29 protein-coding genes are annotated in these 23766 nt (G+C 72.5%); 13 read left to right on the forward strand and 16 right to left on the reverse strand.

Annotated features, from left to right (window positions below; translation table 11 throughout):
- Window positions 1-93 precede the first annotated feature (93 nt).
- Window positions 94-1458: an MFS transporter gene (locus ACFVXG_RS20900; RefSeq protein WP_387929528.1), complete on the forward strand. Its 1365-nt coding sequence runs from the start codon at window positions 94-96 to the stop codon at window positions 1456-1458.
- A 31-nt stretch (window positions 1459-1489) separates the two neighbouring features.
- On the opposite strand, the gene ACFVXG_RS20905 is transcribed toward ACFVXG_RS20900, so the two are convergent.
- The gene (locus ACFVXG_RS20905; RefSeq protein WP_350508584.1) at window positions 1490-1816 is read right to left on the reverse strand and encodes a hypothetical protein; all 327 of its coding nucleotides are present in this window, start codon (window positions 1814-1816) and stop codon (window positions 1490-1492) included.
- A gap of 92 nt (window positions 1817-1908) precedes the next feature.
- Between ACFVXG_RS20905 and ACFVXG_RS20910 the strand changes: the two genes are divergently transcribed.
- Window positions 1909-2520, forward strand: coding sequence for a DNA-binding response regulator (locus tag ACFVXG_RS20910; protein ID WP_387929842.1), 612 nt, complete (start codon window positions 1909-1911; stop codon window positions 2518-2520).
- Window positions 2521-2550: 30 nt separating this feature from the next.
- Here the strand turns inward: ACFVXG_RS20910 and ACFVXG_RS20915 are convergent, their stop codons facing one another.
- Complete coding sequence (locus ACFVXG_RS20915) at window positions 2551-3675, reverse strand: sensor histidine kinase (protein ID WP_387929530.1); 1125 nt, start codon at window positions 3673-3675, stop codon at window positions 2551-2553.
- Window positions 3676-3850: 175 nt separating this feature from the next.
- On the opposite strand from ACFVXG_RS20915, the gene ACFVXG_RS20920 reads away from it, so the two are divergent.
- On the forward strand, window positions 3851-4270 hold the full coding sequence (locus ACFVXG_RS20920) for an SRPBCC family protein (RefSeq protein ID WP_387929532.1): 420 nt from the start codon (window positions 3851-3853) through the stop codon (window positions 4268-4270).
- Window positions 4271-4316: 46 nt separating this feature from the next.
- On the opposite strand, the gene ACFVXG_RS20925 is transcribed toward ACFVXG_RS20920, so the two are convergent.
- Together ACFVXG_RS20925 and rpe are read right to left on the reverse strand one after the other, a co-directional pair.
- Window positions 4317-5276, reverse strand: coding sequence for a pirin family protein (locus ACFVXG_RS20925; protein ID WP_387929534.1), 960 nt, complete (start codon window positions 5274-5276; stop codon window positions 4317-4319).
- A 140-nt stretch (window positions 5277-5416) separates the two neighbouring features.
- Complete coding sequence (gene rpe / locus ACFVXG_RS20930; protein WP_387929536.1) at window positions 5417-6100, reverse strand: ribulose-phosphate 3-epimerase; 684 nt, start codon at window positions 6098-6100, stop codon at window positions 5417-5419.
- 293 nt (window positions 6101-6393) lie between these two features.
- Here rpe and ACFVXG_RS20935 point away from each other — a divergent pair, with 293 nt between their 5' ends.
- Both ACFVXG_RS20935 and ACFVXG_RS20940 read left to right on the forward strand, forming a co-directional pair.
- The gene (locus tag ACFVXG_RS20935; protein ID WP_387929538.1) at window positions 6394-7257 is read left to right on the forward strand and encodes a hypothetical protein; all 864 of its coding nucleotides are present in this window, start codon (window positions 6394-6396) and stop codon (window positions 7255-7257) included.
- A gap of 269 nt (window positions 7258-7526) precedes the next feature.
- On the forward strand, window positions 7527-8378 hold the full coding sequence (locus ACFVXG_RS20940; protein ID WP_387929540.1) for a hypothetical protein: 852 nt from the start codon (window positions 7527-7529) through the stop codon (window positions 8376-8378).
- On the opposite strand, the gene ACFVXG_RS20945 is transcribed toward ACFVXG_RS20940, so the two are convergent.
- From ACFVXG_RS20945 to ACFVXG_RS20970, 6 genes are all read right to left on the reverse strand, one after another.
- Window positions 8348-9124: a C39 family peptidase gene (locus tag ACFVXG_RS20945; protein WP_387929542.1), complete on the reverse strand. Its 777-nt coding sequence runs from the start codon at window positions 9122-9124 to the stop codon at window positions 8348-8350. The two genes, ACFVXG_RS20940 and ACFVXG_RS20945, sit on opposite strands and share 31 nt — an antisense overlap.
- Window positions 9125-9160: 36 nt before the next feature.
- Window positions 9161-9760, reverse strand: coding sequence for a DUF4188 domain-containing protein (locus ACFVXG_RS20950; protein ID WP_387929544.1), 600 nt, complete (start codon window positions 9758-9760; stop codon window positions 9161-9163).
- Between the two features lie 88 nt (window positions 9761-9848).
- Window positions 9849-10463: a TetR/AcrR family transcriptional regulator gene (locus ACFVXG_RS20955; protein WP_387929545.1), complete on the reverse strand. Its 615-nt coding sequence runs from the start codon at window positions 10461-10463 to the stop codon at window positions 9849-9851.
- 83 nt (window positions 10464-10546) lie between these two features.
- Complete coding sequence (locus ACFVXG_RS20960) at window positions 10547-11533, reverse strand: aldo/keto reductase (protein ID WP_387929547.1); 987 nt, start codon at window positions 11531-11533, stop codon at window positions 10547-10549.
- 153 nt (window positions 11534-11686) lie between these two features.
- Window positions 11687-12520: an ABC transporter permease gene (locus tag ACFVXG_RS20965; protein WP_387929549.1), complete on the reverse strand. Its 834-nt coding sequence runs from the start codon at window positions 12518-12520 to the stop codon at window positions 11687-11689.
- Complete coding sequence (locus ACFVXG_RS20970; RefSeq protein ID WP_387929551.1) at window positions 12520-13533, reverse strand: ATP-binding cassette domain-containing protein; 1014 nt, start codon at window positions 13531-13533, stop codon at window positions 12520-12522. The genes ACFVXG_RS20965 and ACFVXG_RS20970 overlap by 1 nt, the downstream gene beginning before the upstream one ends.
- 99 nt (window positions 13534-13632) lie before the next feature.
- On the opposite strand from ACFVXG_RS20970, the gene ACFVXG_RS20975 reads away from it, so the two are divergent.
- Window positions 13633-14403: a TetR/AcrR family transcriptional regulator gene (locus ACFVXG_RS20975; protein ID WP_387929553.1), complete on the forward strand. Its 771-nt coding sequence runs from the start codon at window positions 13633-13635 to the stop codon at window positions 14401-14403.
- Window positions 14404-14419: 16 nt separating this feature from the next.
- Here the strand turns inward: ACFVXG_RS20975 and ACFVXG_RS20980 are convergent, their stop codons facing one another.
- Entirely contained in the window at window positions 14420-15793 is a 1374-nt protein-coding gene (locus ACFVXG_RS20980; RefSeq protein WP_387929555.1) for a pyridoxal-phosphate dependent enzyme, read from the reverse strand.
- 380 nt (window positions 15794-16173) lie between these two features.
- Between ACFVXG_RS20980 and ACFVXG_RS20985 the strand changes: the two genes are divergently transcribed.
- Window positions 16174-16500 carry a hypothetical protein gene (locus ACFVXG_RS20985; protein ID WP_387929557.1) on the forward strand — a complete coding sequence of 109 codons (327 nt, stop codon included), beginning with the start codon at window positions 16174-16176 and terminating at the stop codon, window positions 16498-16500.
- 148 nt (window positions 16501-16648) lie between these two features.
- Here ACFVXG_RS20985 and ACFVXG_RS20990 read toward each other — a convergent pair whose 3' ends face one another.
- The 3 genes from ACFVXG_RS20990 to ACFVXG_RS21000 form a co-directional block, all read right to left on the reverse strand.
- Window positions 16649-17080 carry an SRPBCC family protein gene (locus ACFVXG_RS20990; RefSeq protein ID WP_387929559.1) on the reverse strand — a complete coding sequence of 144 codons (432 nt, stop codon included), beginning with the start codon at window positions 17078-17080 and terminating at the stop codon, window positions 16649-16651.
- Between the two features lie 449 nt (window positions 17081-17529).
- Window positions 17530-18264 (reverse strand): hypothetical protein, encoded by a 735-nt coding sequence (locus ACFVXG_RS20995; protein ID WP_387929561.1) that lies wholly within the window; start codon window positions 18262-18264, stop codon window positions 17530-17532.
- A 205-nt stretch (window positions 18265-18469) separates the two neighbouring features.
- Window positions 18470-18913: an ATP-binding protein gene (locus tag ACFVXG_RS21000; protein WP_387929563.1), complete on the reverse strand. Its 444-nt coding sequence runs from the start codon at window positions 18911-18913 to the stop codon at window positions 18470-18472.
- Between the two features lie 176 nt (window positions 18914-19089).
- Here ACFVXG_RS21000 and ACFVXG_RS21005 point away from each other — a divergent pair, with 176 nt between their 5' ends.
- Window positions 19090-19953 (forward strand): helix-turn-helix domain-containing protein, encoded by an 864-nt coding sequence (locus tag ACFVXG_RS21005; protein ID WP_387929565.1) that lies wholly within the window; start codon window positions 19090-19092, stop codon window positions 19951-19953.
- Complete coding sequence (locus ACFVXG_RS21010) at window positions 19950-20183, forward strand: DUF397 domain-containing protein (RefSeq protein WP_387929567.1); 234 nt, start codon at window positions 19950-19952, stop codon at window positions 20181-20183. The genes ACFVXG_RS21005 and ACFVXG_RS21010 overlap by 4 nt, the downstream gene beginning before the upstream one ends.
- Before the next feature lie 51 nt (window positions 20184-20234).
- On the opposite strand, the gene ACFVXG_RS21015 is transcribed toward ACFVXG_RS21010, so the two are convergent.
- Window positions 20235-20546 carry a hypothetical protein gene (locus ACFVXG_RS21015; RefSeq protein WP_387929569.1) on the reverse strand — a complete coding sequence of 104 codons (312 nt, stop codon included), beginning with the start codon at window positions 20544-20546 and terminating at the stop codon, window positions 20235-20237.
- Between the two features lie 68 nt (window positions 20547-20614).
- Here ACFVXG_RS21015 and ACFVXG_RS21020 point away from each other — a divergent pair, with 68 nt between their 5' ends.
- Both ACFVXG_RS21020 and ACFVXG_RS21025 read left to right on the forward strand, forming a co-directional pair.
- The gene (locus ACFVXG_RS21020; RefSeq protein ID WP_387929571.1) at window positions 20615-21220 is read left to right on the forward strand and encodes a flavin reductase family protein; all 606 of its coding nucleotides are present in this window, start codon (window positions 20615-20617) and stop codon (window positions 21218-21220) included.
- 37 nt (window positions 21221-21257) lie between these two features.
- Window positions 21258-21491: a DUF397 domain-containing protein gene (locus tag ACFVXG_RS21025; RefSeq protein WP_387929572.1), complete on the forward strand. Its 234-nt coding sequence runs from the start codon at window positions 21258-21260 to the stop codon at window positions 21489-21491.
- Between the two features lie 51 nt (window positions 21492-21542).
- On the opposite strand, the gene ACFVXG_RS21030 is transcribed toward ACFVXG_RS21025, so the two are convergent.
- Window positions 21543-22091: a hypothetical protein gene (locus ACFVXG_RS21030; protein WP_387929574.1), complete on the reverse strand. Its 549-nt coding sequence runs from the start codon at window positions 22089-22091 to the stop codon at window positions 21543-21545.
- A gap of 434 nt (window positions 22092-22525) precedes the next feature.
- On the opposite strand from ACFVXG_RS21030, the gene ACFVXG_RS21035 reads away from it, so the two are divergent.
- Complete coding sequence (locus ACFVXG_RS21035; protein ID WP_387929576.1) at window positions 22526-23026, forward strand: cupin domain-containing protein; 501 nt, start codon at window positions 22526-22528, stop codon at window positions 23024-23026.
- Window positions 23023-23421, forward strand: coding sequence for a VOC family protein (locus ACFVXG_RS21040; RefSeq protein WP_387929578.1), 399 nt, complete (start codon window positions 23023-23025; stop codon window positions 23419-23421). The genes ACFVXG_RS21035 and ACFVXG_RS21040 overlap by 4 nt, the downstream gene beginning before the upstream one ends.
- Window positions 23422-23766: the final 345 nt, after the last annotated feature.

Consider the following 23766-nt stretch of genomic DNA (forward strand, 5'->3'; position numbering starts at 1 on the left):
GGCTGTTCCGCTCCCACCAATAGGTGCACAGGTACGCACGCATTGCCTATGATGGGCCCACATCCCACCCCCTCGCCGCCCCGGGACGGGCCCATGCTGACCGTGCTGCGCAACCACACCTACCGCCACCTGTTCACCGCCCAGGTCGTCGCCCTGGTCGGCACCGGCCTGGCCACCGTGGCGCTCTCGCTGCTGGCGTACTCGATAGCCGGGAGCGACGCCTCGGCCGTGCTCGGCACCGCGCTGGCGATCAAGATGGTCGCCTACGTGACCGTCGCCCCGGTCGCCGGAGCCCTCGCCGGGCTGATCCCCCGGCGCACCCTGATGGTCGCGATGGACCTCACCCGGGCCGCCGTCGCGCTCACCCTGCCGTTCGTGGACCGGGTGTGGCAGGTCTACGTCCTGATCTTCCTGCTCCAGGCCGCCTCCGCCGCCTTCACCCCGACCTTCCAGGCCACCATCCCCGAGGTGCTGCCCGCCGAACGCGACTACACCCGGGCGCTGTCGATGTCCCGGCTGGCCTACGACCTCGAATCGCTGTTCAGCCCGGCCCTCGCCGCCCTGCTGCTGTCGGTAGTCCCGTACAACTGGCTGTTCGCCGGGACGACCGCGGGCTTCCTCACCTCCGCCGCCCTGGTCGTCTCCGCCGTGCTGCCCAAACCCCGACCCGTCGAACGCGGCAGCGGGTTCCACCGCCGGGCCGCGGCGGGCACCCGGCTGTTCCGGGCCACCCCGCGGCTACGGGCCCTGCTCGCCCTGGACCTCGCGGTGGCGGCGGCCGGGGCGATCGTCTTCGTCGACACCGTCAACGTGGTCCGCGACCACTTCCACCGCCCGGCCGGCGCCGTCTCGCTGGCCCTCGGCGCGTACGGAGTCGGCTCGATGCTCGCCGCCCTGCTGCTGCCCCGGCTGCTGGCCCGGGTCAGCGACCGGTCCGTCATGCTGCCCGCCGCCTTCGCCCTGCCCGGCGTCCTCGCCGCCGTCACCGTGATCACCGCCGCCCCGGCCGGCACCGGCAGCTGGCTCGCCCTGCTCGCCGCCTGGGCCCTGGTCGGCGCCGCCAGTTCGGCCGTCCTGACACCCGGCGGCCGGGTGGTCCGCCGCTCCGCCGCCGACCCCGACCTGCCGGCCGCCTTCGCCGCCCAGTTCTCCCTCTCGCACGGCTGCTGGCTGCTCACCTACCCCTTGGCAGGCTGGCTCGCGGCCGGCGCCGGACTCCCGGTCACCGCCGTCGTCCTGGGCGCGGTCGCCCTCGCCGCCGCGCTGGCCGCCGCCGCCCTGTGGCCCGCCCGGGATCCGGACACCCTCCCCCACCTCCACACCGACCTGCCGGCCGGCCACCCCCACCTCGCCGACGCCCGCCCCGCCGCCGGCGGCGCGTGGCAGCACGGCCACCACTTCGTCATCGACCAGCACCACCCCAGCTGGCCCCACCCGCCCCGCGCCGCGCTCAACTGACGCCCCGGCGCGGTCGGTACGGACTCCGGGGCTACCCCCTGGTCACCGGGATGCTGTGCGCGGCCATCGCCGCGACCAGCCGGTCCGGCTCGTCCGGGGTGATCACCGGCTTGACGCGCGCCCCGAGGTCGACGACGAAGGCGACGCTCTTGTCCACCCGCCCCAGGTCGAGGTTGAAGTAGTGCACGAAGTCCCCGGAGCCCCAGATCCGCCACCGCCCGCCGACCCGGGTCAGCGGCACCTGCCGCAGCCCGCGGATCCGCCCGTACGGGATGCGCTTGGCCGAGGCCAGCGGGAAGTAGTACCGGCGAATCACGAGCTCACGCGCGGTGCACGTCACCAGACCGTCGTTGTACATGCGGGCCAGGCTAGCCCCGGGTCCGTGCGCACGCCCTACCATCGGAGGTCCGTCCGGGCAGGTCCGCCCGGACGTCGCATTGGGGGGACTACCTGGTGATACGCATACTGCTCGCCGAGGACATGCACATGGTCCGGGGCGCGCTCGTGGCACTGCTCGACCTGGAGGACGACCTCTCCGTGGTCGCCGAGACCGACCGCGGCGACCAAGTGGTGCCGAAGGCCCTGGAGACCCGGCCCGACGTGGCGATCATCGACATCGACCTGCCCGGCCTGGACGGCCTGACCGCCGCCCGCCTGCTCGACGCCGAGCTCCCGCAGTGCCGGACGCTGATCCTCACCAGCCTGGGGCGCCCCGGCACCCTGCGCCGCGCCCTGGAGGCCAAGGTCTCCGGCTTCCTGCTGAAGGACGCGCCGCCGCACCGGCTCGCCGAGGCGGTCCGCGGGGTCGCCGCCGGCCGGCGGGTGGTCGACCCCCAGCTGGTGCTGGACGCCTTCGACAGCGGGGAGAGCCCGCTGACCCCGCGCGAGGCCGAGGTCCTGCGGGCCGCCGCGGGCGGGGCCGAGGCCGGGGAGATCGCCGCCGCCCTGCACCTGTCGGCCGGGACGGTGCGCAACTACCTGACGACGGTGGTCACCAAGCTCGGCGCCCGGAACCGGATCGACGCGATCAGGATCGCGGCGGAGTCCGGCTGGCTGCTCTGACGGGCGTCGCCCGACCCCCGACGGCCTTGCTCAGCACGGGACTTCGGCGACCAGGTGGAACCACCCCCGGTCGTCCGACCCCGCGCTCAGCCGGCCGCCGAGCTCGGCGAGGCGCACCTCCAGGTTGTCCAACCCGCCCCCGCGCCCGTCGCCGTCTCCAGGCCCGGCACCGTCCCCTGGCACCCCGTCGTTGGAGAGGGTGAGCCGCAGCCGCCCGCCCGCCACCCGGCCCTCGACCACGCAGCGCTCCGCCGTGCTGTGCCGCAGCAGGTTGGTCACGCCCTCGCGCAGCACCGTGGCGAGCACGGTGTCGGCCGGGCCGTCGGGCCGCAGGCCGTCCACGTCGAAGCGGGCCTCGATGCCGGCCGCGGCGAGCACCGAGCGCGCCGAGACCGCCTCCCCCGCCAGCGACATCTCCCGGTAGCCGCGGGCCACCGCCCGGACGTCGGCCAGGGCCTGCCGGGAGATCTCCAGCACGCCGCCGAGCTCCTCCAGCGCGCGCTGCGGATTGGCCGTCACCAGCCGGCTGGTCAGCTCGCTCTTCAGCGTGATCGCCGAGAGGCTGTAGCCGAGCAGGTCGTGCAGGTCGCGGGCGAAGCGCAGCCGCTCCCGGGTGACGGCCAGCCGGGCCAGCTCCTGCTGGGCCCGTCGCACCTCGATGACCAGCTGGGCGAGGCTGGTCAGGCCGAAGACGATCAGCCCGGTCAGCGCGGCGGCCACGGTCAGGTAGACCGACTCGGCCACCCCGACGCCCAGCAGCAGCCCGCTGATCCCGGCGGACGCCACCACCGCCCCGAAGGCCGCGCCCGCCACCGCGCCGCGCAGCAGGAGCAGCACCGACGAGCCGAGGAAGCCGGGCATCCCGCCCCAGGAGAAGCCGAAGAAGACCAGCGGCAGGTAGGTGAGCACGGCCTGCGCGGACAGCGTCCAGCGGCCGAACCGCTCCCGCACCTCCCGCAGCCCGGGCGCGCAGTGCACGAACTGGAGGGCCGAGACGCCGAGGAAGATCAGCCCCGCGGCGAGGAACTGGCCGCGCGTCGGGTGGCACGTGGCCAGGTTGAGGAAACCGACCACCACGAAGCCGAGTTGGACGACCACCACGATCGCCAGCGCCAGCCTCGGCGGAGGGGCGTCGAACCCGGCCGTCTCGTCCACCGGTTCCACTCTCCCCACCCGCACTTCCCCGTGACTCGGGGGGAGTATAGGGGCGCACCCGTGAATTCCTCATGCCTCGGGTGGTGCTCGATTCCCCCTCGACCGGTGACTCAGGCACTGGGGCCGGGCCGGCCCCCGGTGCCAAGGTGAAGGCGAACCGAAGAAAGGAATTCCCATGTGGGAGTACGAGCACAGCCTGGTCGCCGATGTCACCCCCGAGGCGGTCTGGGCCCTCTACCGCGACCCCGAGAGCTGGCTGCGCTGGGACCACGGGCTGGCCGCCATCGCCCTGCACGGGCCGTTCGAGGTGGGCACCAAGGGGGTGCTGACGCCCAAGGGCCAGGATGAGCTGCCGTTCACCCTGACCGAGGTCGAGCCCGACCGCCGCTTCGCCGACGAGACCGCGGTCAACGGCCTGGTCCTGCACTTCATCCACACCCTGGAACCCCAGGAGGACGGCCGCACCCGGATCACCCACCGGGTCGAGATCACCGGCCCGGCCGCCCCCGACCTCGCCCCCCACGTCGGCCCGGCCGTCACCGCCGGCATCCCGGCCACCCTCACCCGCCTCGCGGACCTGGCCGCAGCAGCCTGACCCCATACCCAGGGGGCGCCCCCGCCGGCGGGGGCGCCCCGCGGCCTCAGCGCTCGCGCCCGCGGGGCTTCAGGGGCAGGTCCGGCAGGGCCGGGGCGGGGAGGCGGGCGCCGGCGTAGCCGTGGACCTCGCCGAAGCGGGTGCCGGTCATCCAGGCGGCGCGGGCCTCGGCGATGTCCTCGGTCGAGCGGCCGATGAAGTTCCACCACATGACGATCTTCTCCTCGAAGGGCTCGCCGCCGAGGAGCAGCACCGAGGCGTCGGAGCGGGCGAGGAGCGGGAGTTGGCGGCGGCCGCAGCCGAGGTAAAGCATCGAGCCGGGTTCGACCGGGACGCCGTCGACGTCGATCCGGCCGGTCATGGCGAGGACGGCGTACTCGAACTCCGGGACCAGCGGGATGGCGAGGTCCGTGCGCTCGGTGAGGGCGAGGTCCGCGCCGACCAGCGGGGTGTGGGTGGTGCCGGGCGAGGTGGCGGTGTCCAGGGTGCCGAGGATGACGGTGGCGCGCAGGCCCGGGGCGGTGACCACGGGCAGGTCGGGGTGGTGCTCGAAGGCGGGGGCGGTGTGCCGGTGGGCGTCCGGGAGGGCGACCCAGAGCTGGGCGCCGTGCAGGTAGCGGGCGTGCGGGCGCGGGGACTCCTCGGAGTGGGAGATCGCCCGGCCGGAGGTCATCAGGCCCAGCTCGTACGGCCGGACGGTCTGCAGGCTGCCCAGGCTGTCGCGGTGCAGCACCTCGCCCTGGTGGAGCCAGCTGACCGTCTGCAGGCCCATGTGCGGGTGCGGCGGCACCTGCATGCCGGGCTCGTCGGCGATGTCATCCGGGCCGTAGTGGTCCACGAAACACCAGGCGCCGACCATCCGGCGACCCAGATTGGGGAGCAGTCGGCGGACCACCGTGCTCTCGCCGAGCTGGACTTGACGGCCCGTCAGCAGATCCTTCACCGGCCCGCCGCTGGCCTCGCGACCGCAGCTGGTCGGGGTGGGCTGGAGGTCGAGGTTGCTCATCGCGGTTCCACCACCGTAACGGGAAGGGCCGGGCGGAGAGGGGGTTCACCGTCACCGATCATCCGTCACGGTGCGGGGTTCCTCCACCCGTGCCCGGCCATCCGGCGGCGCCGCGGGGGCGGGAAGCGGCTACAGGGGGTTCAGTGCTCGCAGGCCCACCAGGCGTCCGCGCTGGCCCTGGCGGCGAGGTCGCGCAGGCCGCGGACGGCCTCGGCCGGGTCCGCCGCGCCGTAGACCGCCGAGCCGGCCACGAAGACGTCCGCGCCGGCCTCGGCGCAGCGCTCGATGGTGGCCGCGGAGACGCCGCCGTCGACCTGCAGCCACAGCTCCAGGTCGTGCTTGGCGATCAGCTCACGGGTGCGGCGGATCTTCGGCAGCATGATGTCCAGGAAGGCCTGGCCGCCGAAGCCGGGCTCGACCGTCATGATCAGCAGCATGTCGAGCTCGGGCAGCAGGTCCTCGTAGGGCTCGATCGGGGTGCCCGGCTTGAGCGCCATCGAGGCGCGGGCGCCCTTGGCGCGGATCTCACGGGCCAGCCGGACGGGGGCGGCGGCGGCCTCGACGTGGAAGGTGATCGAGCCGGCGCCGGCCTCGACGTACTGCGGGGCCCAGCGGTCCGGGTCCTCGATCATCAGGTGGCAGTCCAGCGGGATGTCGGTGGCCCGGGCGAGCGACTCGACCACCGGGACGCCCAGGGTCAGGTTCGGCACGAAGTGGTTGTCCATGACGTCCACGTGCAGCCAGTCGGAGCCCCGGACGGCCTCGGCCTCGTCGGCGAGCCGGGCGAAGTCGGCGGAGAGGATGCTGGGGCTGATCTGGGGCATGGCCGACTACCTTCGTACGAGGGCTTGCGAGGGCTGGGCGCCCGGGGGCGGGCACCTCGCCCCATCATCTCGCGCCGCGCCGCGGGCGACCGCACCCGCGAAGCCCCGCGTGACCGTGATCACACGTCGCCCGGGTTGCCGGGAGCACCCCCGCGGCGGTCAGCTCGGGAGCGACCACCAACGACCGCCAGCGACCACGACCGACCACCAGCGACCACCAACGACCACCAGCAACCACGACCGACCAGGACCGACCAGCAGTCGGCCCCGCCGAGGAAGAGGAAGGTGTCCCGATGTCCGACCCCGTCCACCCCGCCCGCGCACTGTGGTGGCTCTTCGAGCCGGTCTACGCCGTCACCTTCCTCCAGCCGGAGAGCCGGGCGGCCTTCGAGGCGATCGGGCTGGACGGCGGCTGGCGCGGCTACTTCGCCGCCCGCTCGGCCCCGCTGGGCGCGGTGGGCGTGGTGGGCGCCCCGCCGGTGATCGCCGCGTTCTTCAGCTTCGCCCCGGCGGCGGTCGAGCGCGCCCTGCCGGAGGCCTGGTCGCACGCGAGCCCCGAACAGGCGCTGGCCGCCCGGGCCGAGGGCTCGGCGGCGGTGCTGGCCCGGCTGCTGGAGCAGGTGGACCGGGAGCAGGTCGAGCGGGCGGCCGAGGCGCTGGAGGCGGCCGCGGCCCGACTGGACTGCGCGGGCCGGGTGCTGGCCGCCGCCAATGCCGCGCTCCCCCGGCCCGCGGACGTGTACGGGCGGCTGTGGCAGGCCGCGACCACGCTGCGCGAGCACCGCGGGGACGGCCACGTGGCCGCGCTGGTGGCGGCCGGGCTGGACGGCTGCGAGGCGCCGGTGCTGCACTGCGCGACGGGCGCCGCCCGCGCGGTGCTCCAGCCGATGCGTGGCTGGACGGACGCCGAGTGGGACGCGGCCGCGGCGCGCCTGGTCGAGCGGGGCTGGCTGACCGCGACCGGCTCGGTCACCGAGCTGGGCCGGATCCGCCACCAGTCCCTGGAGGCCGCCACCGATCTGGCCGCCGGCCGGGTCTGGGAGGGCCTGCCCGCGGGCGAACTGGACCGGCTGACCGCCGCGCTGCGGCCGATCGCGGCGATCTGCCGGGAGCACATGCCGGTCGACCCGCTGGCGATGCCGCCGGTACCCGCGTGAGCAGGCCGAACGGGAGGCAGGGCCGGGCCCGCGAAGGGGTGCGGCCGACCCCCACGTGACCGTCGTCACACCCCGTCGGGGATTACCGGGGCCGTCCTCGTGGTCATCAGGACGTGAACGGCCCACGCACCCGCCCGGGCGGCCCCGGCACCCTGACGCTCCGGCACCCTGACACCCCGACACCCCGCCGCCCGCGCGACCGCCTGCGCCGTGCCGACCAACCGAGCTCCCCGCGCCCGCCCGGAGCCCCGTCCGAGGAAGGTCTCCCGATGGCCGATCTGGTCCATCCCGCCCGCGCGCTCTGGTGGCTCTTCGAGCCGGTGCACGCCGTCACCTACTTCCAGCCCGAGTGTCGCGACGCCTTCGAGGCGGCCGGCCTGCGCGGCTTCTGGCGCGGCTACTTCGGCGGCCGCTCCGCCCCGCTCGGCGCGGTGGACGCGCCGCCGGTGACCGCCGCGTTCTTCAACTTCGCCCCGGCGATGGTCGAGCGGGCGCTGCCCGCGCTGTGGTCGCTGGCGAGCCCGGAGGAGGCCCTGGCCGCCCGCACCAAGGGCTCGGGCGCCGCGCTGGCCCGACTGCTGGAGCACGTGGACCGGGGGCAGGTCGAGCGGGCGGTCGAGACGCTGGAGGCGGCCGCGGAGCGGCTGGACTGCGCCGGCCGGGTGCTGGCCGCCGCCAACGCCGCGCTCCCGGCGCCGCCCGGGCTGTACGAGCGGCTCTGGCGGGCCGCCACGGTGATGCGCGAGCACCGCGGGGACGGCCACGTGGCCGCGCTGGTCGCGGCCGGGCTGGACGGCTGCGAGGCCCTGGTGATCCGCTGCGCGATGGACATGCGGCGCGAGCAGCTCCAGCCGGTGCGCGGCTGGACGGACGCCGAGTGGGACGCGGCCGCGGCGCGCCTGGTCGAGCGGGGCTGGCTGACCGCGACCGGCTCGGTCACCGAGCTGGGCCGGATCCGCCACCAGTCCCTGGAGGCCGCCACCGATCTGGCCGCCGCCCGGGTCTGGGAGGACTACCCGCGGGCCGAACTCGACGCCCTGGCGGCCGCGTTGAAGCCGATCTCGGCGCTGTGCCGGAGCGGCCTGCCGTTCTACCCGGTGGGGCTGCCGAACAACAGCTGACCTGACGGCGCCTGGCCGGGCGGCACCTGGCCGGACGAACCCCGGGTGGACGAACCCCGGCCGGACGACACCCGGGCGGACGACACCTGGCCCTCGACGGCGCCGGGCGGGCCGAGCACGATCCCCCGCCCGGCGTAGAACTGTCCGAACACGCGCCACGGCACCCGCGCGAAGGCCTGCGACTCCCCCGGGAAACCGGAGGGGTTGTGGATCAGCAGCGCCGTCTCGGTGGCGCCCACCGCGAGCACCAGGTGGCCGCCGCGCCGCACCGGCTCCGGCCCGTTCGGCTCCCGGATCGACGGGTGCACCGAGAGCATCACCAGCCGCCCCGCCGCCAGCTCGGCCGCGACCTCCGCGGGCGTCGCCTCCGCCGCCCGGGCGGCCAGCCCCCAGCGCCGCCGGGCGTACTCGGCGAACGGCACGTGGACCAGCCCGCGCAGGCTCTCGCCGTCCCGGACGTACGCGCCGGCCGCCAGGCACTCACCCGCCAGCACCATCGCCGCCGGGGTCACCCCCCACCAGTGCTCCAGCACCATCCGCAGGCAGGCCATCCCGCACAGCCGCCAGGACCACCAGGCGTACTCCTCCGGGGTCGCTGCCCCGGACTGGCCCCAGCGCGGGTCCCGGGCCGCGTCCAGGTGCCCGTCGACGATGTCCCGCACCAGCTCCGCGGACTCCCACTGCGCCCGGTACGGCACCTCGTGCACCACCCGCGCCGGTCGCGCGGCGCCGCCCTGATCGACCATCCCCCGACGCTCCCACACCGGGGCGGCCGGACGGACTCACGACACTCCTTGCGCGCCCGTCCGGTCCTCGGCGCGGTGCGGGCAGCTCAGCCCCTCCGCACGGGGCTCCGCCTCGTCCCTAGCATCCGCTCCACCCTCCGAGCGGAAGGCCAGGCGCTGGGCGGCGTGCCGGCCGCGCGCCTCCAGCGGCAGCTGGCCGGTGGCGCCGGCCAGGCCGAAGGCCGGCATGTCGAAGTAGATCGACTCGTAGCCGCCCTCGGGGACGATGTACGTCTCGTGCCAGAGCCCGACGTGACCGCGGAGCTTGCCCTCCCTCATCTTCCGGTTGGCGATGCCCCAGACGGTGTGGTGGAAGCCGTCCGGCGCGCTCGCGTAGCGGTACAGCTGCTCCTTCGACTCCCAGTACTGGACGACGTAGTACGTCCGCGGCGAGGCGGTGAGCAGGATGCGGCCGCGCAGGCCGCGCTCGGGGCTGCGGCCCAGCTCGTACAGCATCCGGAACATCGCGAACATCACCGGGCCCCAGTGGTGCACCGCCCAGAAGCGGTTGATCCGCATGCCGATCAGCAACACCACGGTGTCGCCGGTGGCGGCAGCGGTGGTGTAGCCCGGCTGCGGTTTGGCGAACAGGTTCATCTGTGCCTCCCGGTCCTCGCGCTCATGTAATCGGTGATTACATCAGCGCGCACCAGGCCGGTCAAGGCTCGCTACAGCCACAATTCCGTTACCGCACGGGCGGGTTGACGGTCCCGGCGATCCCCGCCCGGAAGGTGTCCAGCACCCGCACCGCCAGCTCCTCCGCCCGCTCGGCCGGCAGGTAGCCGTCCACGATCATCTGCGCCAGCCCGTACACCAGCGCCTGACCGGCCAGCAGCACCAGCTCCGGATCACCCGGCCCCACCAGCCCCGCCCGCTGGTCCGCCGCGACCAGCCCGGCGAACACCCTGTCCAGGCCGTCCAGTTGCTCCCGCAGCTCCGGATCGCGGTGCGCCGTGAACGCCCGCGAGCGCACCAGCTCGAACCGCCGCGGATGGCGCATCGCGTACCGCACGAACCCCAGCCCGAGCGCCCGCATCGCCGACCCGCCGACCGCCTCCGCGGCCGCCACCTCCGCCTCCTGCCAGCGGGCGAAGTCCGCCAGCACCCGGTCCGCCACCGCGGTCAACAGCGCCTGCCGGTCCGCGAAGTGACGGAACGGCGCCCCGGCCGACACCCCGGCCCGCCGCGCCACCTCCCGCACACTGACCTTCTCCTGCCCCTGCTCGTCCAACACCTCACACGCCGCCGCCACCAACGCCTCCGGCAACGCCCCGTGGTGGTACGCCTCCCGCTCCCTCATGAATGCCTTGCTACCACAACGGGCCGGGCCATCATGCCGAACTCCCGGCCGCCGGCGGTGCGACCGGGAGTTCGAAATCGGGCCTACCAGGCGTAGTCCTCCGGGGCCGGGCGGTGGCCGGGGAAGAGTTCGTCGAGGCGGTCCAGGGTCTTCTGGTCGAGCTCCACGTCGAAGGCCGCGAGGGCGGCGTCGAGGTGGGCCGGGGTGCGGGGGCCGATGATGGGGGCGGTGACGGCCGGGCGGGAGAGCAGCCAGGCGAGCGCGAGGTCGGCCGGGTCGGTGCCGAGTTCGGCGGCGAAGTCCTCGTAGGCCTGGAGCTGTTCGCGGTGCTTCTCCAGGAGTTCGCTCGCGTAGCCCATGGCGCTGCGGCCGCGGGTGCCCTCGCGCTCCTTGCGCAGGACGCCGCCGAGCAGGCCGCTGCGCAGCGGGGACCAGGGGATCAGGCCGAGGCCGTAGTGCTGGAGGGCGGGGATGACCTCGAGTTCGACCGCCCGGTCGAGGAGGTTGTAGAGGGACTGCTCGCTGACCAGGCCGAGGAAGTGCCGGGAGCGGGCGGCCTCCTGGGCCTGGGCGATGTGCCAGCCGGCGAAGTTGCTGGAGCCGACGTAGATGATCTTGCCCTGGGCGACCAGGACCTCCATCGCCTGCCAGATCTCCTCCCAGGGCGTGTCCCGGTCGATGTGGTGCATCTGGTAGAGGTCGATGTGGTCGGTCTGGAGCCGGCGCAGGCTGGCCTCGACGGCCTTGCGGATGGCGAGCGCGGAGAGCTTGCCCTCGTTGGGCCAGTCGCTCATGTTCGCGTAGGCCTTGGTGGCGAGCACGGTGCGCTCGCGGCGGCCGGCGCCCTGGGCGAACCAGCGGCCGATGATCTCCTCGGTGCGGCCCTGGAGGTTGCCCTCGCTGTCGCGGCCGTAGGAGTTGGCGGTGTCGAAGAAGTTGATGCCGCGCTCGTGCGCGGTGTCCATCAGGCGGTGGGCGTCGGCCTCTTCGGTGTGGGGGCCGAAGTTCATGGTGCCGAGGCAGAGGCGGGAGACGGTCAGGCCGGTGCGGCCGAGGTGGGTGTACTCCATGGCGCCCCACCTAAGGCCACACCGGCCACGGTGTCCAGCACATTCCGGTGACCGGGCGGTTCACCGGCGGCGAGCGGCCGACCTCACCGGCGGCGAGCGGCCGACTCAGGGCCGGACCGCACCGCCCGCCGGTCACCGATCCGGGGCCGGACCTCACCGTCCGTGCGTGGCGAACTTCCGTACGGCCAGCGGCCCGCAGAGCACCAGCAGCACGGCGCTCCACAGCAGCGTGGCCAGGACGGCGTGCTGCATCGGCCAGGCGGTGCCGGGCGCCGCCGGGTTGCCGAACAGTTCGCGGGAGGCCTCGACCACCGAGCTGATCGGGTTCCAGTCGGCGATCACCCGCAGCCAGCCGGGCATCCCGCCGGTGGGCACGTACGCGTTGGTGACCATCGCCAACGGGAAGACCACGACCGAGAGTTGAGCAGCCGCCTCCTCCTTGCCGACGGCCAGGCCGAGCAGCGTGCCGACCCAGGTCATCACGAACCGGAAGAGCAGCAGCAGCGCGAAGGCCTCCAGCGCGTCGCCGACGCCGTGCCGGGCGCGCCAGCCGGCGGCCAGCCCGACCAGGGCCAGCAGCGCCAGGACGACGAGGCTGACCAGCAGGTCGGCGAGGTTCTGCCCGAGCAGCAGTCCGGTGCGGGAGACCGGCATCGAGCGCAGCCGGTCGGTGACCCCGCGCCCGACGTCACGGGCGGCGCCGACCATGGTGGGCATGATGCCGTTGGTGGCGACCATGGCGAACAGCCCGGGCATCAGGAACTCCCGGTAGTCCCCGCCGCCGGGCACCTGCATGGCGCTGCCGAAGACGTACCCGAAGACCACCACCATGATCACCGGCACGCCCAGCGAGGCAGCCAACAGGCCTGGCGAGTGGCGGTAGTTGAGCAGGACGCGGAGCATCGACGTCCCGGTGTCGGAGAGCAGCCGGCCTCCGGCCGAAGGACGCGAAGCGGTGGACGCGACGGGCGACACGACGGTGGCCATCAGGCGGCCCTCCCCAGCTCGGCGGATCCGGTGGAACCTGCGGACCCAGTGGAATCTGCGGACTCGCGCGGCCTCCCGGTGAGCGCCAGGAACACGTCGTCGAGCGAGGGCGCCCGGACCGCGACGTCCTCGGCGACCACCCCGGCACCGTCCAACTCCCGTACCAGCGACGGCAGGAGGACGGAGGCCCCGGGCGCCGTCAGCACCGTGACCGTCCGCTCGGCGACGTCCACCTGCGCGTCGTTGCCCGAGAGGGCGGACAACACCACGGCGGTGGCGGCGAGTTGCTCCGCGGTGGCCAGGGTGACGGAGACCTGGCTGCCGATCGCCGCCTTGAGCCGGTCCGGTGGACCGGTGGCGATCGCGGCGCCGTGGTCGACCACCACGATGTCGTCGGCGAGCCGGTCGGCCTCGTCCAGGTACTGGGTGGTGAGCAGCACGGTGGTGCCGCCGGCGGCCAACTCCTTGACGGTGCCCCAGATCTCCTGGCGGCTGCGCGGGTCGAGCCCGGTGGTGGGCTCGTCCAGGAAGAGCACCGGCGGACTGGTGACCAGGCTGGCGATCAGGTCGAGGCGCCGGCGCATGCCGCCCGAGTAGGTGCGGACCAGCCGGTCGCCGGCCTCGGCGAGCCCGAAGCGGGTGAGCAGTTCGTCGGCGCGGGCCCGGGCCCGGCGGGCCCCGAGGCGGTGCATCCGGCCGAACAGGTGGAGGTTGTCCCGCCCGGTGATGCCCTCGTCCAGCGCGGCGTGCTGGCCGGCCAGGCCGATCGCCCGCCGGACCTCCTCGGCCTCCCGGACGACGTCGTGCCCGGCGACCCGGGCGGTGCCCCGGTCGGGGGCGACCAGGGTGGCGAGCACGCGCACGGCGGTGGTCTTGCCGGCGCCGTTGGGGCCGAGCAGGCCGCAGACGGTGCCGGCCGGGACGGTCAGGTCGAGGCCGCGCAGGGCCTCAGTGGCCCCGAAGCGCTTTCCGATGCCCGCCATCTCGATGGCGGGTCGGGAGGTATGGGACATGGCTCTGCCCTTCTCTAGGTACAGCGTACGTAGAAGCTTGCCGCAATGCTACTACGTACGACGTACGTATCTAAGATGGGAGAGCGAGGTGATCTTCCAGTGCCGTCCAGCAAGTCCCCCACCAGTCCCGAACAGCCCGAACAGGCTCATCAGCCCCCACCGCCCCAGCGGCCCACGCCTCCCGAGGCCCCCGAACTGATCTGGCTGCGCCCCGAGCGCACCGGCCGAGGCCCCCGGCCGGCCCACAGCCGCGAATCCATCGCCGCGGCCGCCATCGTGATCGCCGACGCCGAGGGCCTGGACGCCGTCTCGATGCGCCGGGTCGCGGCCGCGCTCGGCGCGGGCACCATGTCGCTCTACAACTACGTGCCGAAGAAGGAGCACCTGCTCGACCTGATGCTCGACGCGGCAGCCGGCGAGTACCGGCTGCCGCCCGAGCCGACCGGCGACGTCCGGGCCGACCTGACGAGCCTCGGGCACACCCAGCTCGCCATCTTCCGCCGCCACCCCTGGCTGCCGGCGCTGGTGCTCGCCCGCCCCAGCATCGGCCCCAACGCCCTGCGCTACACCGACCACTTCCTCGCCGTCACCGCCCCCACCGGCCTCGCCGGCGGGGCGCGGATGGAGGCGATGGCGATGTTCAACGGCTTCATCTGCCAGTTCGCCCAGTACGAGCAGACGGCGGCCGCGGGCGCCAAGTGGCAGGCGGAGATGATCGGTTACCTCACCCAGGCGGCGATGAGCGGCAACTACCCCAACCTCGCGCAGGCCTTCGCCACCGCCGGCCCGCCCGCCGACCCCGACCAGGCCTTCGACCGCAGCATGGACCGGGTGATCCTCGCCATCCTGGCGCCCACGACGGGGAGTTGACCCAGGACAGCACCGTCTACCGAGCCAGCACCTCCCTGGTCAGCACCCCGGCCGCCCGGCCGTCCACCAGCACCACCACCGCCGGTCGCCCGCCCGCCAGCGCCGCCCGCGCCTCGGCGGGCGACTGCCCGACCCCGACCGTCGGCAGGGCCGGCCCGAGCAGCGGGCGCACCGGGCCGTCCGGCTTGGCCCCGCCGTCGGCCAGCGCCGCCGCCAGCACCTCGCGCGACACCGAGCCGACCACCTCCGTCGCGCTCACCCCGAACGGGCGCGCCGGACGCGCCAGCACCGCCGGGGCGACCCCACCCGGCGCCGCACGCAGCAGGTCCAACGCCTCGTCGACCGTCACGTCCGCGGCCACCGACACCAGCGGGCCGACGGCCTCCAGCAACGGGCGCAGGCCGTCCGTCGCGTCCTCCTCCAGGAAGCCCCACTCCCGCATCCAGACATCGCTGTGCACCTTGGAGAGGTACGAGCGGCCCGAGTCCGGCAGCAGCACCACGACCAGGTCCTCCGGCCCCAGCCCACGCGCCACCCGCAGCGCCGCCGCCACCGCCGCACCGGAGGACGGGCCGACCAGCAGGCCCTCCTCGCGGGCGAGCCGCCGGGCCGTCAGCAGCGACTCCCGGTCCGGGATCCGCTCGTAGGAGTCGACGACCTCCGAGCGCAGGGCCTGCGGCCAGCGGTCCTCGACCGTCTCGGGGTGCAGGAAGTGGCCGATGCTCTCGACGAACCACGGACTGCCGTCCCCGCCCCCGTACGAGGAGGACTCCGGGTCCGCGCCGACCACGGTCACCGACCCGCCGGACACCTCCTTCAGGTACCCGCCGGTGCCGGTGACGGTGCCGCCGGTGCCGACGCCCGCGACGAAGTGGGTCACCCGGCCGCCGGTCTGCTCCCAGAGCTCCGGGCCGGTGGTGCGGACATGCGCGTCCGGATTGGCCAGGTTGTCGTACTGGTTGGCGAGCCAGGCACCGGAGATCTCCTCGGCGAGCCGCCTGACCACGTTGAACAGGTGCCGCGGATCCTCCTGCGCCACCGCCGTCGGCGCCAGCACCACCTCGGCCCCGTACGCCCGCAGGATGTCGGACTTCTCCGGCGCCGACTTGTCCGACACCCCGGCGATCACCCGGTACCCGCGCTGCCGCCCGACGATGGCCAGCCCGATCCCGGTGTTGCCCGAGGTCGCCTCGATGATCGTCCCGCCCGGCTCCAGCAGCCCGTCCCGCTCGGCGGCCAGGACCATCGACAGCGCGGCCCGGTCCTTGACACTGCCGCCGATGTTGAGGAACTCCGCCTTGGCGTAGATCGGCGTGGCGATCCCGGCCCCGAGCCGGGCCAACCGGAACAGCGGCGTCCCGCCGATCGCGTCCAGAACGGACTCGTACACTGCGGCCATCATGGGCAACCCTTCGCTCGGCAGTTTCCGAACGAGCCTGCCCAGGCGCGAGGCCGGATAGCCGCCGGCGACCTCGCGATCAGGGCCGCCAGTCCGCTCATCGGAGGCCCACCTCCCGAACCGGCGGCCCGACCCGGCTCGACCGAGCCGTCACGCCCCCTTTCATACGGAGTGGGAAGTCGGCCATACCGACTTCCCACTCCGACGTTTTCAGCGGCATTGCCGAGAGGGGGCGGGAGTGATCTATGCCGCGGTGGTCGTGTCCTGGCTGGCTTTCGGCGTCGGGTCGGAGTTTTTCCGTCGGAAGGACTGGACCCCACTCGCACACCGGGCTTCCCGCCCGACCGCGGCCGCCCGCTAGAGTCCCCGGCATGACGCGCTTGAAGATCGAGATATCCGTCCCGGAGAGCCACGTCGAGCAGGTCGTCGACGCCCTCCATGCCGCCGGCGCGGGCCGGGTCGGCGAGTACGCCCGCTGCACCAGCGTCTGGCGGATCACTGGCAGTTGGCTGCCCTCCCCCGCCGCCCGGCCCTACCAGGGCACGGCGGGCGAGATCCACACAGCCGAGGAGGTCCGGGTCGAATCCGTCTGCGAGCAGCGCCAGGCCGCCGCCGTGCTGAGGGCCGTACGGGCCGTCCACCCGTACGAGGAGGCGGTGGTCAACTTCCTGCCGCTGTACGACCCCGTCGCGGACTGAGCCGGGTCCCGGCCTTCCCATCCGCCCCACCGGCCCCGGCCCGGCGAAAATCCCCTCATGCCGACCGCCGCCACCCCGCACTGTGGTCCTGCACAGCCCGGTGCCCGGGGCTGAGGAGTCGACCACCCGAGGAGCCGGGGTGACGCCGTTACCTCTTCTCCACCAGCTCCTTGAAGTGCTCCAGATCCGTCCGCACCGCCTGTTCGACCGCGCGCACCTGAGCGAACCCCTTCGGGCCGCCGAACGCCTCCCGCAGCTCGTCCCCGTCGTACTCCAGCCGCGCCTGCAGCTCGCAGTGTCCGGCATCCACCTCCCGCACGGCGAGGGCGCCCTTCAGGTCGGGGCTGCCACTGATCGTCCGCCACCCCAGCTCCCGCTCGTTGGTCCGCTGGTTGAGCTCGGAGATGAGTTCGCGCTGCTCGCCGCCGATGCTGACCTCGAAGCGCGCCCGGTCGCCACGGTCCACGAACGCGCTGCGCACACCGTCCACGAACTGCGGATACGCGTCGAATTCGTTCAGCTGTGCCCAGACCTGGTCGGCCGGGGCGTCGATATCGATCTGTTCCACCAGTCTGCTCATCGGAAGCCTCCCCTTCCGAACCTGCGGCCCGAGCCGGCTCGGCCGGGCCGTCACGCTCCCTCCAGCCTGCGCCGCCCCGCGCCCGCCCGCACCTTCGCACTGTCGCACCGGAACCACCGATCGACATCCGGCAGGCGCGAGAAATTCCGACCGTGCGGATCGCATCAATGCGGCCCATTTCCAGGGGGGAAAGGTCGTTCGGCTCACGAACCTGGATACGGTGAAGACGGACCGCACCTTCGATGAAAGCCTGCGGGCCCTCGCCTTCTCGGCGCGGGCCCGCTATGTGGCCATACGGCCGGCTTGAGTTCGGATACATGTGCGGGCAGCAGGGAGCGCGCACCGGCCTGCGCGCGCCCCTCAGGATTGCCGCACCCCAATACACGCAACGGCACCGGGTGCGCCCGCCCCCTCCCGCGCCGCTTGTACGGAGAGTGACCGACGCACGGTCAGATCAGCGGGCCGAACAGCCCGCGCTCCCAGTGGCCGAGCCAGGAGGCGGTGGCGGACGGCAGCACCTGCCCCTCCGTGGACTCGTCGTACGGGAGCACGGCGGTCGGGGCGAACCAGCCCTCGCCCGGGTCGATGCGGATGCGCAAGGCCCTGAGCGGTCTCTGCCGGTCGAGGAACAGCCGGAGGTCGTTGGTGTGGGGGTGGCAGGTCTCGTAACGGTCCTGGACGGTCCGGCAGACGGACTTGATGTCGACGGTGGAGAGCAGGAGGTAGCGGCCGCCGGGGCCGAGGTTGACGCAGAGTCGGCGGCGGGCGGTGTCGCGGACGGCGTACGGCAGATTCTGGTGGTTGTCGACGTGCAGTCCGAGGCGCAGACCGTCGAGTCCCGGCAGGCGGTGGGTGACGGGTTCGCCGGGCGGGTCGTCGGTCTCGCCGAGGAAGACCGGGTGCGGGTCGCCGAGTTCGGCGACCAGGACGCCGAGGGCGTGGCGGTCGGCGACGGTGGCGGGGAGGCGGAAGAGCTCGATCAGCCCGCTGTCCCGGGTGAAGACGCTCGGCGCGTACCGCTCGGGGTGGTCGGCGGGGAGCGGGGACCAGTCGCCGACGGGGAGGACGGCGCCGGTCTCGTAGCCGGGTTCGCGGTCGAGGCGCCGGACACTGCCGATCTCGCAGCGGGCGAGGAGGGCCGCCGGGTCGCGGTAGGCGATCGCGGCGGGGTGCATGGTCGTCATCGGGGTTTGACCTCGGTCAATCGTCGTCGTCGGGGCCGTCGTTGTTGTGACGGTTGAGGCCGGTCATCAGGGCGGCGGCCAGGGTGGTCCACCAGACGACGTCGGCGGTGGCCGGCTCGCGGGGCGGAACGAGTTCCGCGGCGAAGCAGGCGAGGGCGAGGCTGGCGACGGTGATCGCCGCCGTGGTGGAGAGCTTGATGGGGGATCAACTCCCGGGCGAGGGAAGGCTGTCGGACGGGCCGAGGAGGATGCGGACCCAGACCCGCTTGCCCGTGTCACGGCGGCCGATGACGCCGAAGTCGAAGGCCAGCCGGCGGACGAGTTCGATCCCCCGGCCGCCCTCGGAGAAGCGGCGGGGGTGGGGAGCGCGGAGGGCGAGGTCGCCGCGCGGGTCCCAGACTTCGAGGCGGCAGTCGCCGTCGAACTCCTGGAGGTAGAGCCGGACTTCGCCGTGGCCCTGGCAGGCGTGGACGACGGCGTTGGTGACGAGCTCGCTGGCGATGAGGACGAGGTCGTCGACGGGGTCGCCGCCCCAGCCCCAGGTGGACAGCTGGTCGCGGATGAGGCGGCGGGCGGTACGGACCGAGGTCGAGTGCTCGGTGAGGGAGGTCTCCCAGGTTCGGAGGACCGGGTTACGCAAGGTGGACATGAGTCACCCCACACCTTCAGTGGCGTGTTCGTGCGGTCACGTTGAGTGTGGGGCATCGAAAATCGAATTTGCAACCCGAACGCGAGCAAGCAAAAAATAAATTAGTTGATCTTGTGGTTGGGTTGAGCCCTCGCTGCGCCGCCAGCGAGACTGGACACGGACCAAGGGAGGGAGGCGTGTTGAGCAACGACCCGTCAGCGATCAGGCAGATCCGCCTGGGAGACGAACTTCGGTTGTGGCGGACGGAGAACAACAAGACACTCGCCGAGGTGACCGCCGGCCTGAAGGGCTGGAACCCGGCTCGACTCAGCAAGATCGAGCGAGCGTTGCTGCCGGTGACCGCAGCCGACTTGGCGATATTCCTGGATCACTGCGGGATCACTGGCGAGGAGCGCGCCGAGATCGAGGCTCTCGCCACTGATGCCCCATCAAGGCAGTGGTGGCAGGACCACGAGTTTGCCGACACCATCAGCTCAGCGTTCGCCGAGTTCCTCAGTCTTGAGGCAGATGCCACTCAAATGCTCGACTACTACCTGTCAGCGTTCCCTGGCCTCTTGCAGACCGAGGACTACGCCCGGGAAGTGATCGCCGCTGGCCTTGACGGCCTCAGCGAGGACCAGAACGAAGCAGCTGCCGAGATCCGCGTCCTGCGCCAGCGCCGTCTGACCGAAGCTCCGCTACTTACGCTCGACGCCTACTTCGGCGAGGTGGCTCTGCTGGTCGGTGGTGACGAAGAGGTTCTTGCTGGCCAGATCCAGCACGTCATCAAGGTTGCCCAGTACCCCAATGTCACCCTCCGCATGGTTCCGCTCAGCGCCGGACGCCCCGGGATTCTGGCTTCTGGACTGACACTCCTCCGCTTTCCGGGAGAGCCAGGAGAGGGCTTCGCGTTCGTCGAAGCGGTCGGAGGTATGCTCCCGCGTAAATCGGGGCGCGAGGTCCGCCGAGCCGAGCGAGCCTTCGCCCGGCTGAAGCGATGTGCGCTTTCGCCGGACACCACGATTGCCGCCCTTGAACGCAAGTTGGAAGAGATCACGTGAGCGAGAAGCACAACCCGTACGACCACAACCCTGCCGACGCCAACTGGGTCAAGTCCCCGTTCTCCGGCGACTCCAACGGCAACTGCGTGGTCCTCGCCCGCTTCTCCAACGGTGACGTCTGGGTCGGCGACGACAAGGACCCCGACCGCCCCCACCTCGCCTTCGACCAAGCCGAATGGACCGCCTTCGTCCAGGCCATCGAAGCCCGCGACCCCCGCTTCACCGCCTAACGACCCCACCCTCAGGAGGGCCCGGCAACAACAACTGCCGGGCCCTCACTGTCACGGGGTGCCGTCGCCGCCGTTGAAGGCGAGGCTGACGGCACCGATGGCACCGTCCCCGCCGATCGAGGTGCTGAGGGTGAGGGCCCTCATCGGCCGCGGCGGGATGATCGGAACCGGCGGGATTTCGAGGAAGGTCGGGGTGAAGGCCACCCGGATCGGCACCGGCGGAAACTCGTTGAAGTAGTTGTCCGCACCGACGAACCGGTAGGTGCCCCCGCTGGTCACACCGATGCCGGTCGTGTCGATCAGCCGGGCAAGGATGTGCACGTTGATCGAGTCGCCTTCGGCCGACACAGGAAGTCGGCCCATCCGACTTCCTGCGCCGAAACCCGCTCCCCCGTACGGCGGCACGCTCACCCGCTGGAACACTGGATCCCATGCGCGTCGACTTCGATCCAGACACCATGACCAGCAACGCCTTCTACCGGTTGCTCACGGCCGTCGTGGTCCCCCGCCCGATCGCCTGGGTGTCCACCGTCTCCGCCGCCGGTACGGCGAACCTCGCCCCGCACTCGTTCTTCACCATCGCCGCCGTCGAGCCGCCGATCGTGCAGTTCACGTCCGTCGGCCGCAAGGACACCCTGCGCAACGTCGAGGCGACCGGCGAGTTCGTCGTGAGCCTCGCGCCGGAGCAGCTGTTCGAGGAGATCAACGCCACGGGCACGGACTTCCCGCCCGAGCAGGGCGAATTCGAGGCGGTCGGCATCGCCCAGGAACCGTCCCTGCTGGTCAAGCCGCCTCGGGTGGCGGCCTCCCCGGTGGCACTGGAGTGCCGCCTGCACAGCACGCTCGGCCTCGGCGACTCGACCGTGGTGTTCGGCCGGGTCGTGCACGCCGTGGTCGACGACGCCGTCCTGGTGGACGGTCACCCGGAGATCACCAGGCTGCGGCCGCTGTCCCGGCTCGGCCGGAACGAGTGGGGAACCGCGGGCGAAACGCGCGAGATCGCCCGGATCCCGTTCGAGCGGTGGCAGGATCGCTGAGACCCGCTCCGGCATAGACCTCGACTGGGAGGCCCCGATGCGCGACCGGCACGACCCTTACGACCACGACCCCGCCGACGCCGCGTGGGTCAAGTCCCCGTTCTCCGGCGACGACAACGGCAGTTGCGTGGTCATCGCGCGCTTCGACAACGGTGACGTCTGGGTCGGCGACGACAAGGACCCCGACCGCCCCCACCTCGCCTTCGACCAAGCCGAATGGACCGCCTTCGTCCAGGCCATCGAAGCCCGCGACCCCCGCTTCACCGCCTAACGACCCCACCCTCAGGAGGGCCCGGCAGCAACAACTGCCGGGCCCTCACTGTCAGGTGGTGCCGTCGCCGCCGTTGAAGGCGAGGCTGACGGCACCGATGGCACCGTCCCCGCCGATCGAGGTGCTGAGGGTGAGGAACTTGATCGGAGTCGGCGGCACGACCGGATTCGGCGGAACGATCGGCGTCGGCGGGAATTCGAGGAAGGTCGGGCTGAAGGTCACCCGGACCGGCTGCGGCGGGAACTCCTTGAAGAAGGTGTCGGCGCCGACGAACCGGTAGGTGCCCCCGCTGGTCACGCCGATGCCGGTCGTGTCGATCAGCCGGGCAAGGATGTGGACGTTGACCGAGTCGTTCGTGACCGCCGTCCGGACCCGCACATCGAGCGTTCCCTGAACGTTGATGTGCTCGGTGACGCCGACGAGCGTGCCGGAGAACGGCAACTGGACGTGCCGGAAGTCGTCCCGATCGGCGGCTACGGCCGCACGGCCAACGGCCGGAGTCCCGGTAGGGGTAGCAGCGGTCGCGGGCACGACGGCCAGGCCCAGCGCGACCGGCAACAGGCCGGCCACGAGGGCGACGCGCTGAAGAACGCGGTGCATGCAGATCACTCCGATATGAGTAGGGCGAACAGGTGCCGGTCACCCACCCCTCACCCCACCCCACCCGCAGACCGGCGTCGCGCCGCGAGAGCCGTTCGAGTGCCTTCGGCCGACACAGGAAGTCGGCCCAACCGACGTCCTGCGCGGAGACCCGCCCTCGCCTCGGGAGGTGCGATCACCCGACGGCCATGGATAGCGTTCACCTTCAATTCATTGCAACGAACGACCGCTCCATCGTTGCGTTAAGCGGGAGGGCTTTGCAATGATCATTACGCCATGACCTGCATTGATGTCGTTTCTGGGCGAAGATTTCGTTGTCAGCTTTTGGAAAGCAACGTAGTGTTTCCGGCATTGCGAAACGTCGGGCCGCAGGCCCCGCCATCGGGGCGAACTCACCGCGACGACCATTCACGCCACCCATCAGGAGCACAGCCATGCCCCTCCCCCTCGCGCCGTTCGAGCCGGTGCTGACCCGTCACGCCGAAGCCGAGACCTGCGCCGATCCCAGCAGCGTGATGACCCTGCTCGCCGACTCGGACCGCACGGCCGACCGCTTCACCAGTTACCGTTCCACCTTCGCCAAGGGCGCCGTCGGGGCGCCCGCGCACCTCCACACCAAGGCGACCGAGCTGTTCTTCGTGATCAGCGGCTCCCTTCAGGTACTGGTGGGCGAGGAGATCACCGTGCTGGGCGCCGGTGACTTCCTGGCCGTGCCACCGCACACCCCGCACGCCTTCGCCGCCGCACCCGGCTGCGAGGCGGACGTCCTGTTCGTGTTCACCCCCGGCATGGGCAGGTTCGACTACCTGCGCCTACTCGGCCGGGTCATGCGCGGCGAGGCGGACCCCAAGGAGATCGCCGAGTCGGCAGAGCGTTTCGACAACCACTACGTCGACAGCCCCGTCTGGCGCGCTGCCCTGGAGGCGACGGCGTGATCGACTCCACCACCCACGTCCGCGTGGCCCGCCCCTCGCGCGACCTCGCGGCCGCCGAACGCTTCTACGTGGACGGCCTCGGCCTGGACGTCCTGTGGCGCACCGCCGAACGCGTCCCGGGAGAACACGACCTCGTGATGGTCGGCCCGAAGGGCGGCGCCTGGCACTTCGAGCTCACCCACGACCCGGAGCACCCGCTGGAGCCCACCCCCACCGTCGACGACCTGTTCGTCGTCTACCTCGGCAGCCCCGTCGACCAGCCCCTGATCGACCGTCTGGTCGAGGCCGGCGGCACCCGCGTACCGGCACACAACCCGTACTGGGACGAGCACGGCGCAACGATCGCCGACCCGGACGGTTACCGCCTGGTGCTGTGCTCCCGCACCTGGGGCTGAACACCGCACACACCCCACGAGGGCCCGGCAGCAAACGGCTGCCGGGCCCTCCTGACGTACGTCAGCCGATGCAGCCGGGGACGGGGTTGGGGCTGCCGGCGTTGATGTTCTGGATGCCACCGCAGAATCCGCATGGCACTCCTCAGGGAACTCACGGGCCGCCCGAAGGACCGGATGCCTCACGCTTCTCGGGCAGTTGCCAACATCTGAGCAGAGGGGCACCGCCCCGGCCCGGCCACTCGTCCACATGGACGACGGAATCCCTACGGTCCGTGACCGAAGCGGGGACCACGAGTCCGTCACACCCGCCCTACTCCGCCCCATCCGCCCCGACCGGGCCAAAAC

Origin of the sequence: Kitasatospora sp. NPDC058162 (assembly GCF_042884005.1) — a bacterium.
GTDB lineage: Bacteria > Actinomycetota > Actinomycetes > Streptomycetales > Streptomycetaceae > Kitasatospora.

Coding starts and splice junctions, on each gene's coding strand:
- ACFVXG_RS20900 (WP_387929528.1), top strand. CDS start 94: ATGCTGACCGTGCTGCGCAACCACACCTACCGCCACCTGTTCACCGCC.
- ACFVXG_RS20905 (WP_350508584.1), bottom strand. CDS start 1,816: ATGTACAACGACGGTCTGGTGACGTGCACCGCGCGTGAGCTCGTGATT.
- ACFVXG_RS20920 (WP_387929532.1), top strand. CDS start 3,851: ATGTGGGAGTACGAGCACAGCCTGGTCGCCGATGTCACCCCCGAGGCG.
- ACFVXG_RS20925 (WP_387929534.1), bottom strand. CDS start 5,276: ATGAGCAACCTCGACCTCCAGCCCACCCCGACCAGCTGCGGTCGCGAG.
- rpe (WP_387929536.1), bottom strand. CDS start 6,100: ATGCCCCAGATCAGCCCCAGCATCCTCTCCGCCGACTTCGCCCGGCTC.
- ACFVXG_RS20935 (WP_387929538.1), top strand. CDS start 6,394: ATGTCCGACCCCGTCCACCCCGCCCGCGCACTGTGGTGGCTCTTCGAG.
- ACFVXG_RS20940 (WP_387929540.1), top strand. CDS start 7,527: ATGGCCGATCTGGTCCATCCCGCCCGCGCGCTCTGGTGGCTCTTCGAG.
- ACFVXG_RS20945 (WP_387929542.1), bottom strand. CDS start 9,124: ATGGTCGATCAGGGCGGCGCCGCGCGACCGGCGCGGGTGGTGCACGAG.
- ACFVXG_RS20950 (WP_387929544.1), bottom strand. CDS start 9,760: ATGAACCTGTTCGCCAAACCGCAGCCGGGCTACACCACCGCTGCCGCC.
- ACFVXG_RS20955 (WP_387929545.1), bottom strand. CDS start 10,463: ATGAGGGAGCGGGAGGCGTACCACCACGGGGCGTTGCCGGAGGCGTTG.
- ACFVXG_RS20960 (WP_387929547.1), bottom strand. CDS start 11,533: ATGGAGTACACCCACCTCGGCCGCACCGGCCTGACCGTCTCCCGCCTC.
- ACFVXG_RS20965 (WP_387929549.1), bottom strand. CDS start 12,520: ATGGCCACCGTCGTGTCGCCCGTCGCGTCCACCGCTTCGCGTCCTTCG.
- ACFVXG_RS20970 (WP_387929551.1), bottom strand. CDS start 13,533: ATGTCCCATACCTCCCGACCCGCCATCGAGATGGCGGGCATCGGAAAG.
- ACFVXG_RS20985 (WP_387929557.1), top strand. CDS start 16,174: ATGACGCGCTTGAAGATCGAGATATCCGTCCCGGAGAGCCACGTCGAG.
- ACFVXG_RS20990 (WP_387929559.1), bottom strand. CDS start 17,080: ATGAGCAGACTGGTGGAACAGATCGATATCGACGCCCCGGCCGACCAG.
- ACFVXG_RS20995 (WP_387929561.1), bottom strand. CDS start 18,264: ATGACGACCATGCACCCCGCCGCGATCGCCTACCGCGACCCGGCGGCC.
- ACFVXG_RS21000 (WP_387929563.1), bottom strand. CDS start 18,913: ATGTCCACCTTGCGTAACCCGGTCCTCCGAACCTGGGAGACCTCCCTC.
- ACFVXG_RS21015 (WP_387929569.1), bottom strand. CDS start 20,546: ATGGGCCGACTTCCTGTGTCGGCCGAAGGCGACTCGATCAACGTGCAC.
- ACFVXG_RS21020 (WP_387929571.1), top strand. CDS start 20,615: ATGCGCGTCGACTTCGATCCAGACACCATGACCAGCAACGCCTTCTAC.
- ACFVXG_RS21025 (WP_387929572.1), top strand. CDS start 21,258: ATGCGCGACCGGCACGACCCTTACGACCACGACCCCGCCGACGCCGCG.
- ACFVXG_RS21030 (WP_387929574.1), bottom strand. CDS start 22,091: ATGCACCGCGTTCTTCAGCGCGTCGCCCTCGTGGCCGGCCTGTTGCCG.
- ACFVXG_RS21035 (WP_387929576.1), top strand. CDS start 22,526: ATGCCCCTCCCCCTCGCGCCGTTCGAGCCGGTGCTGACCCGTCACGCC.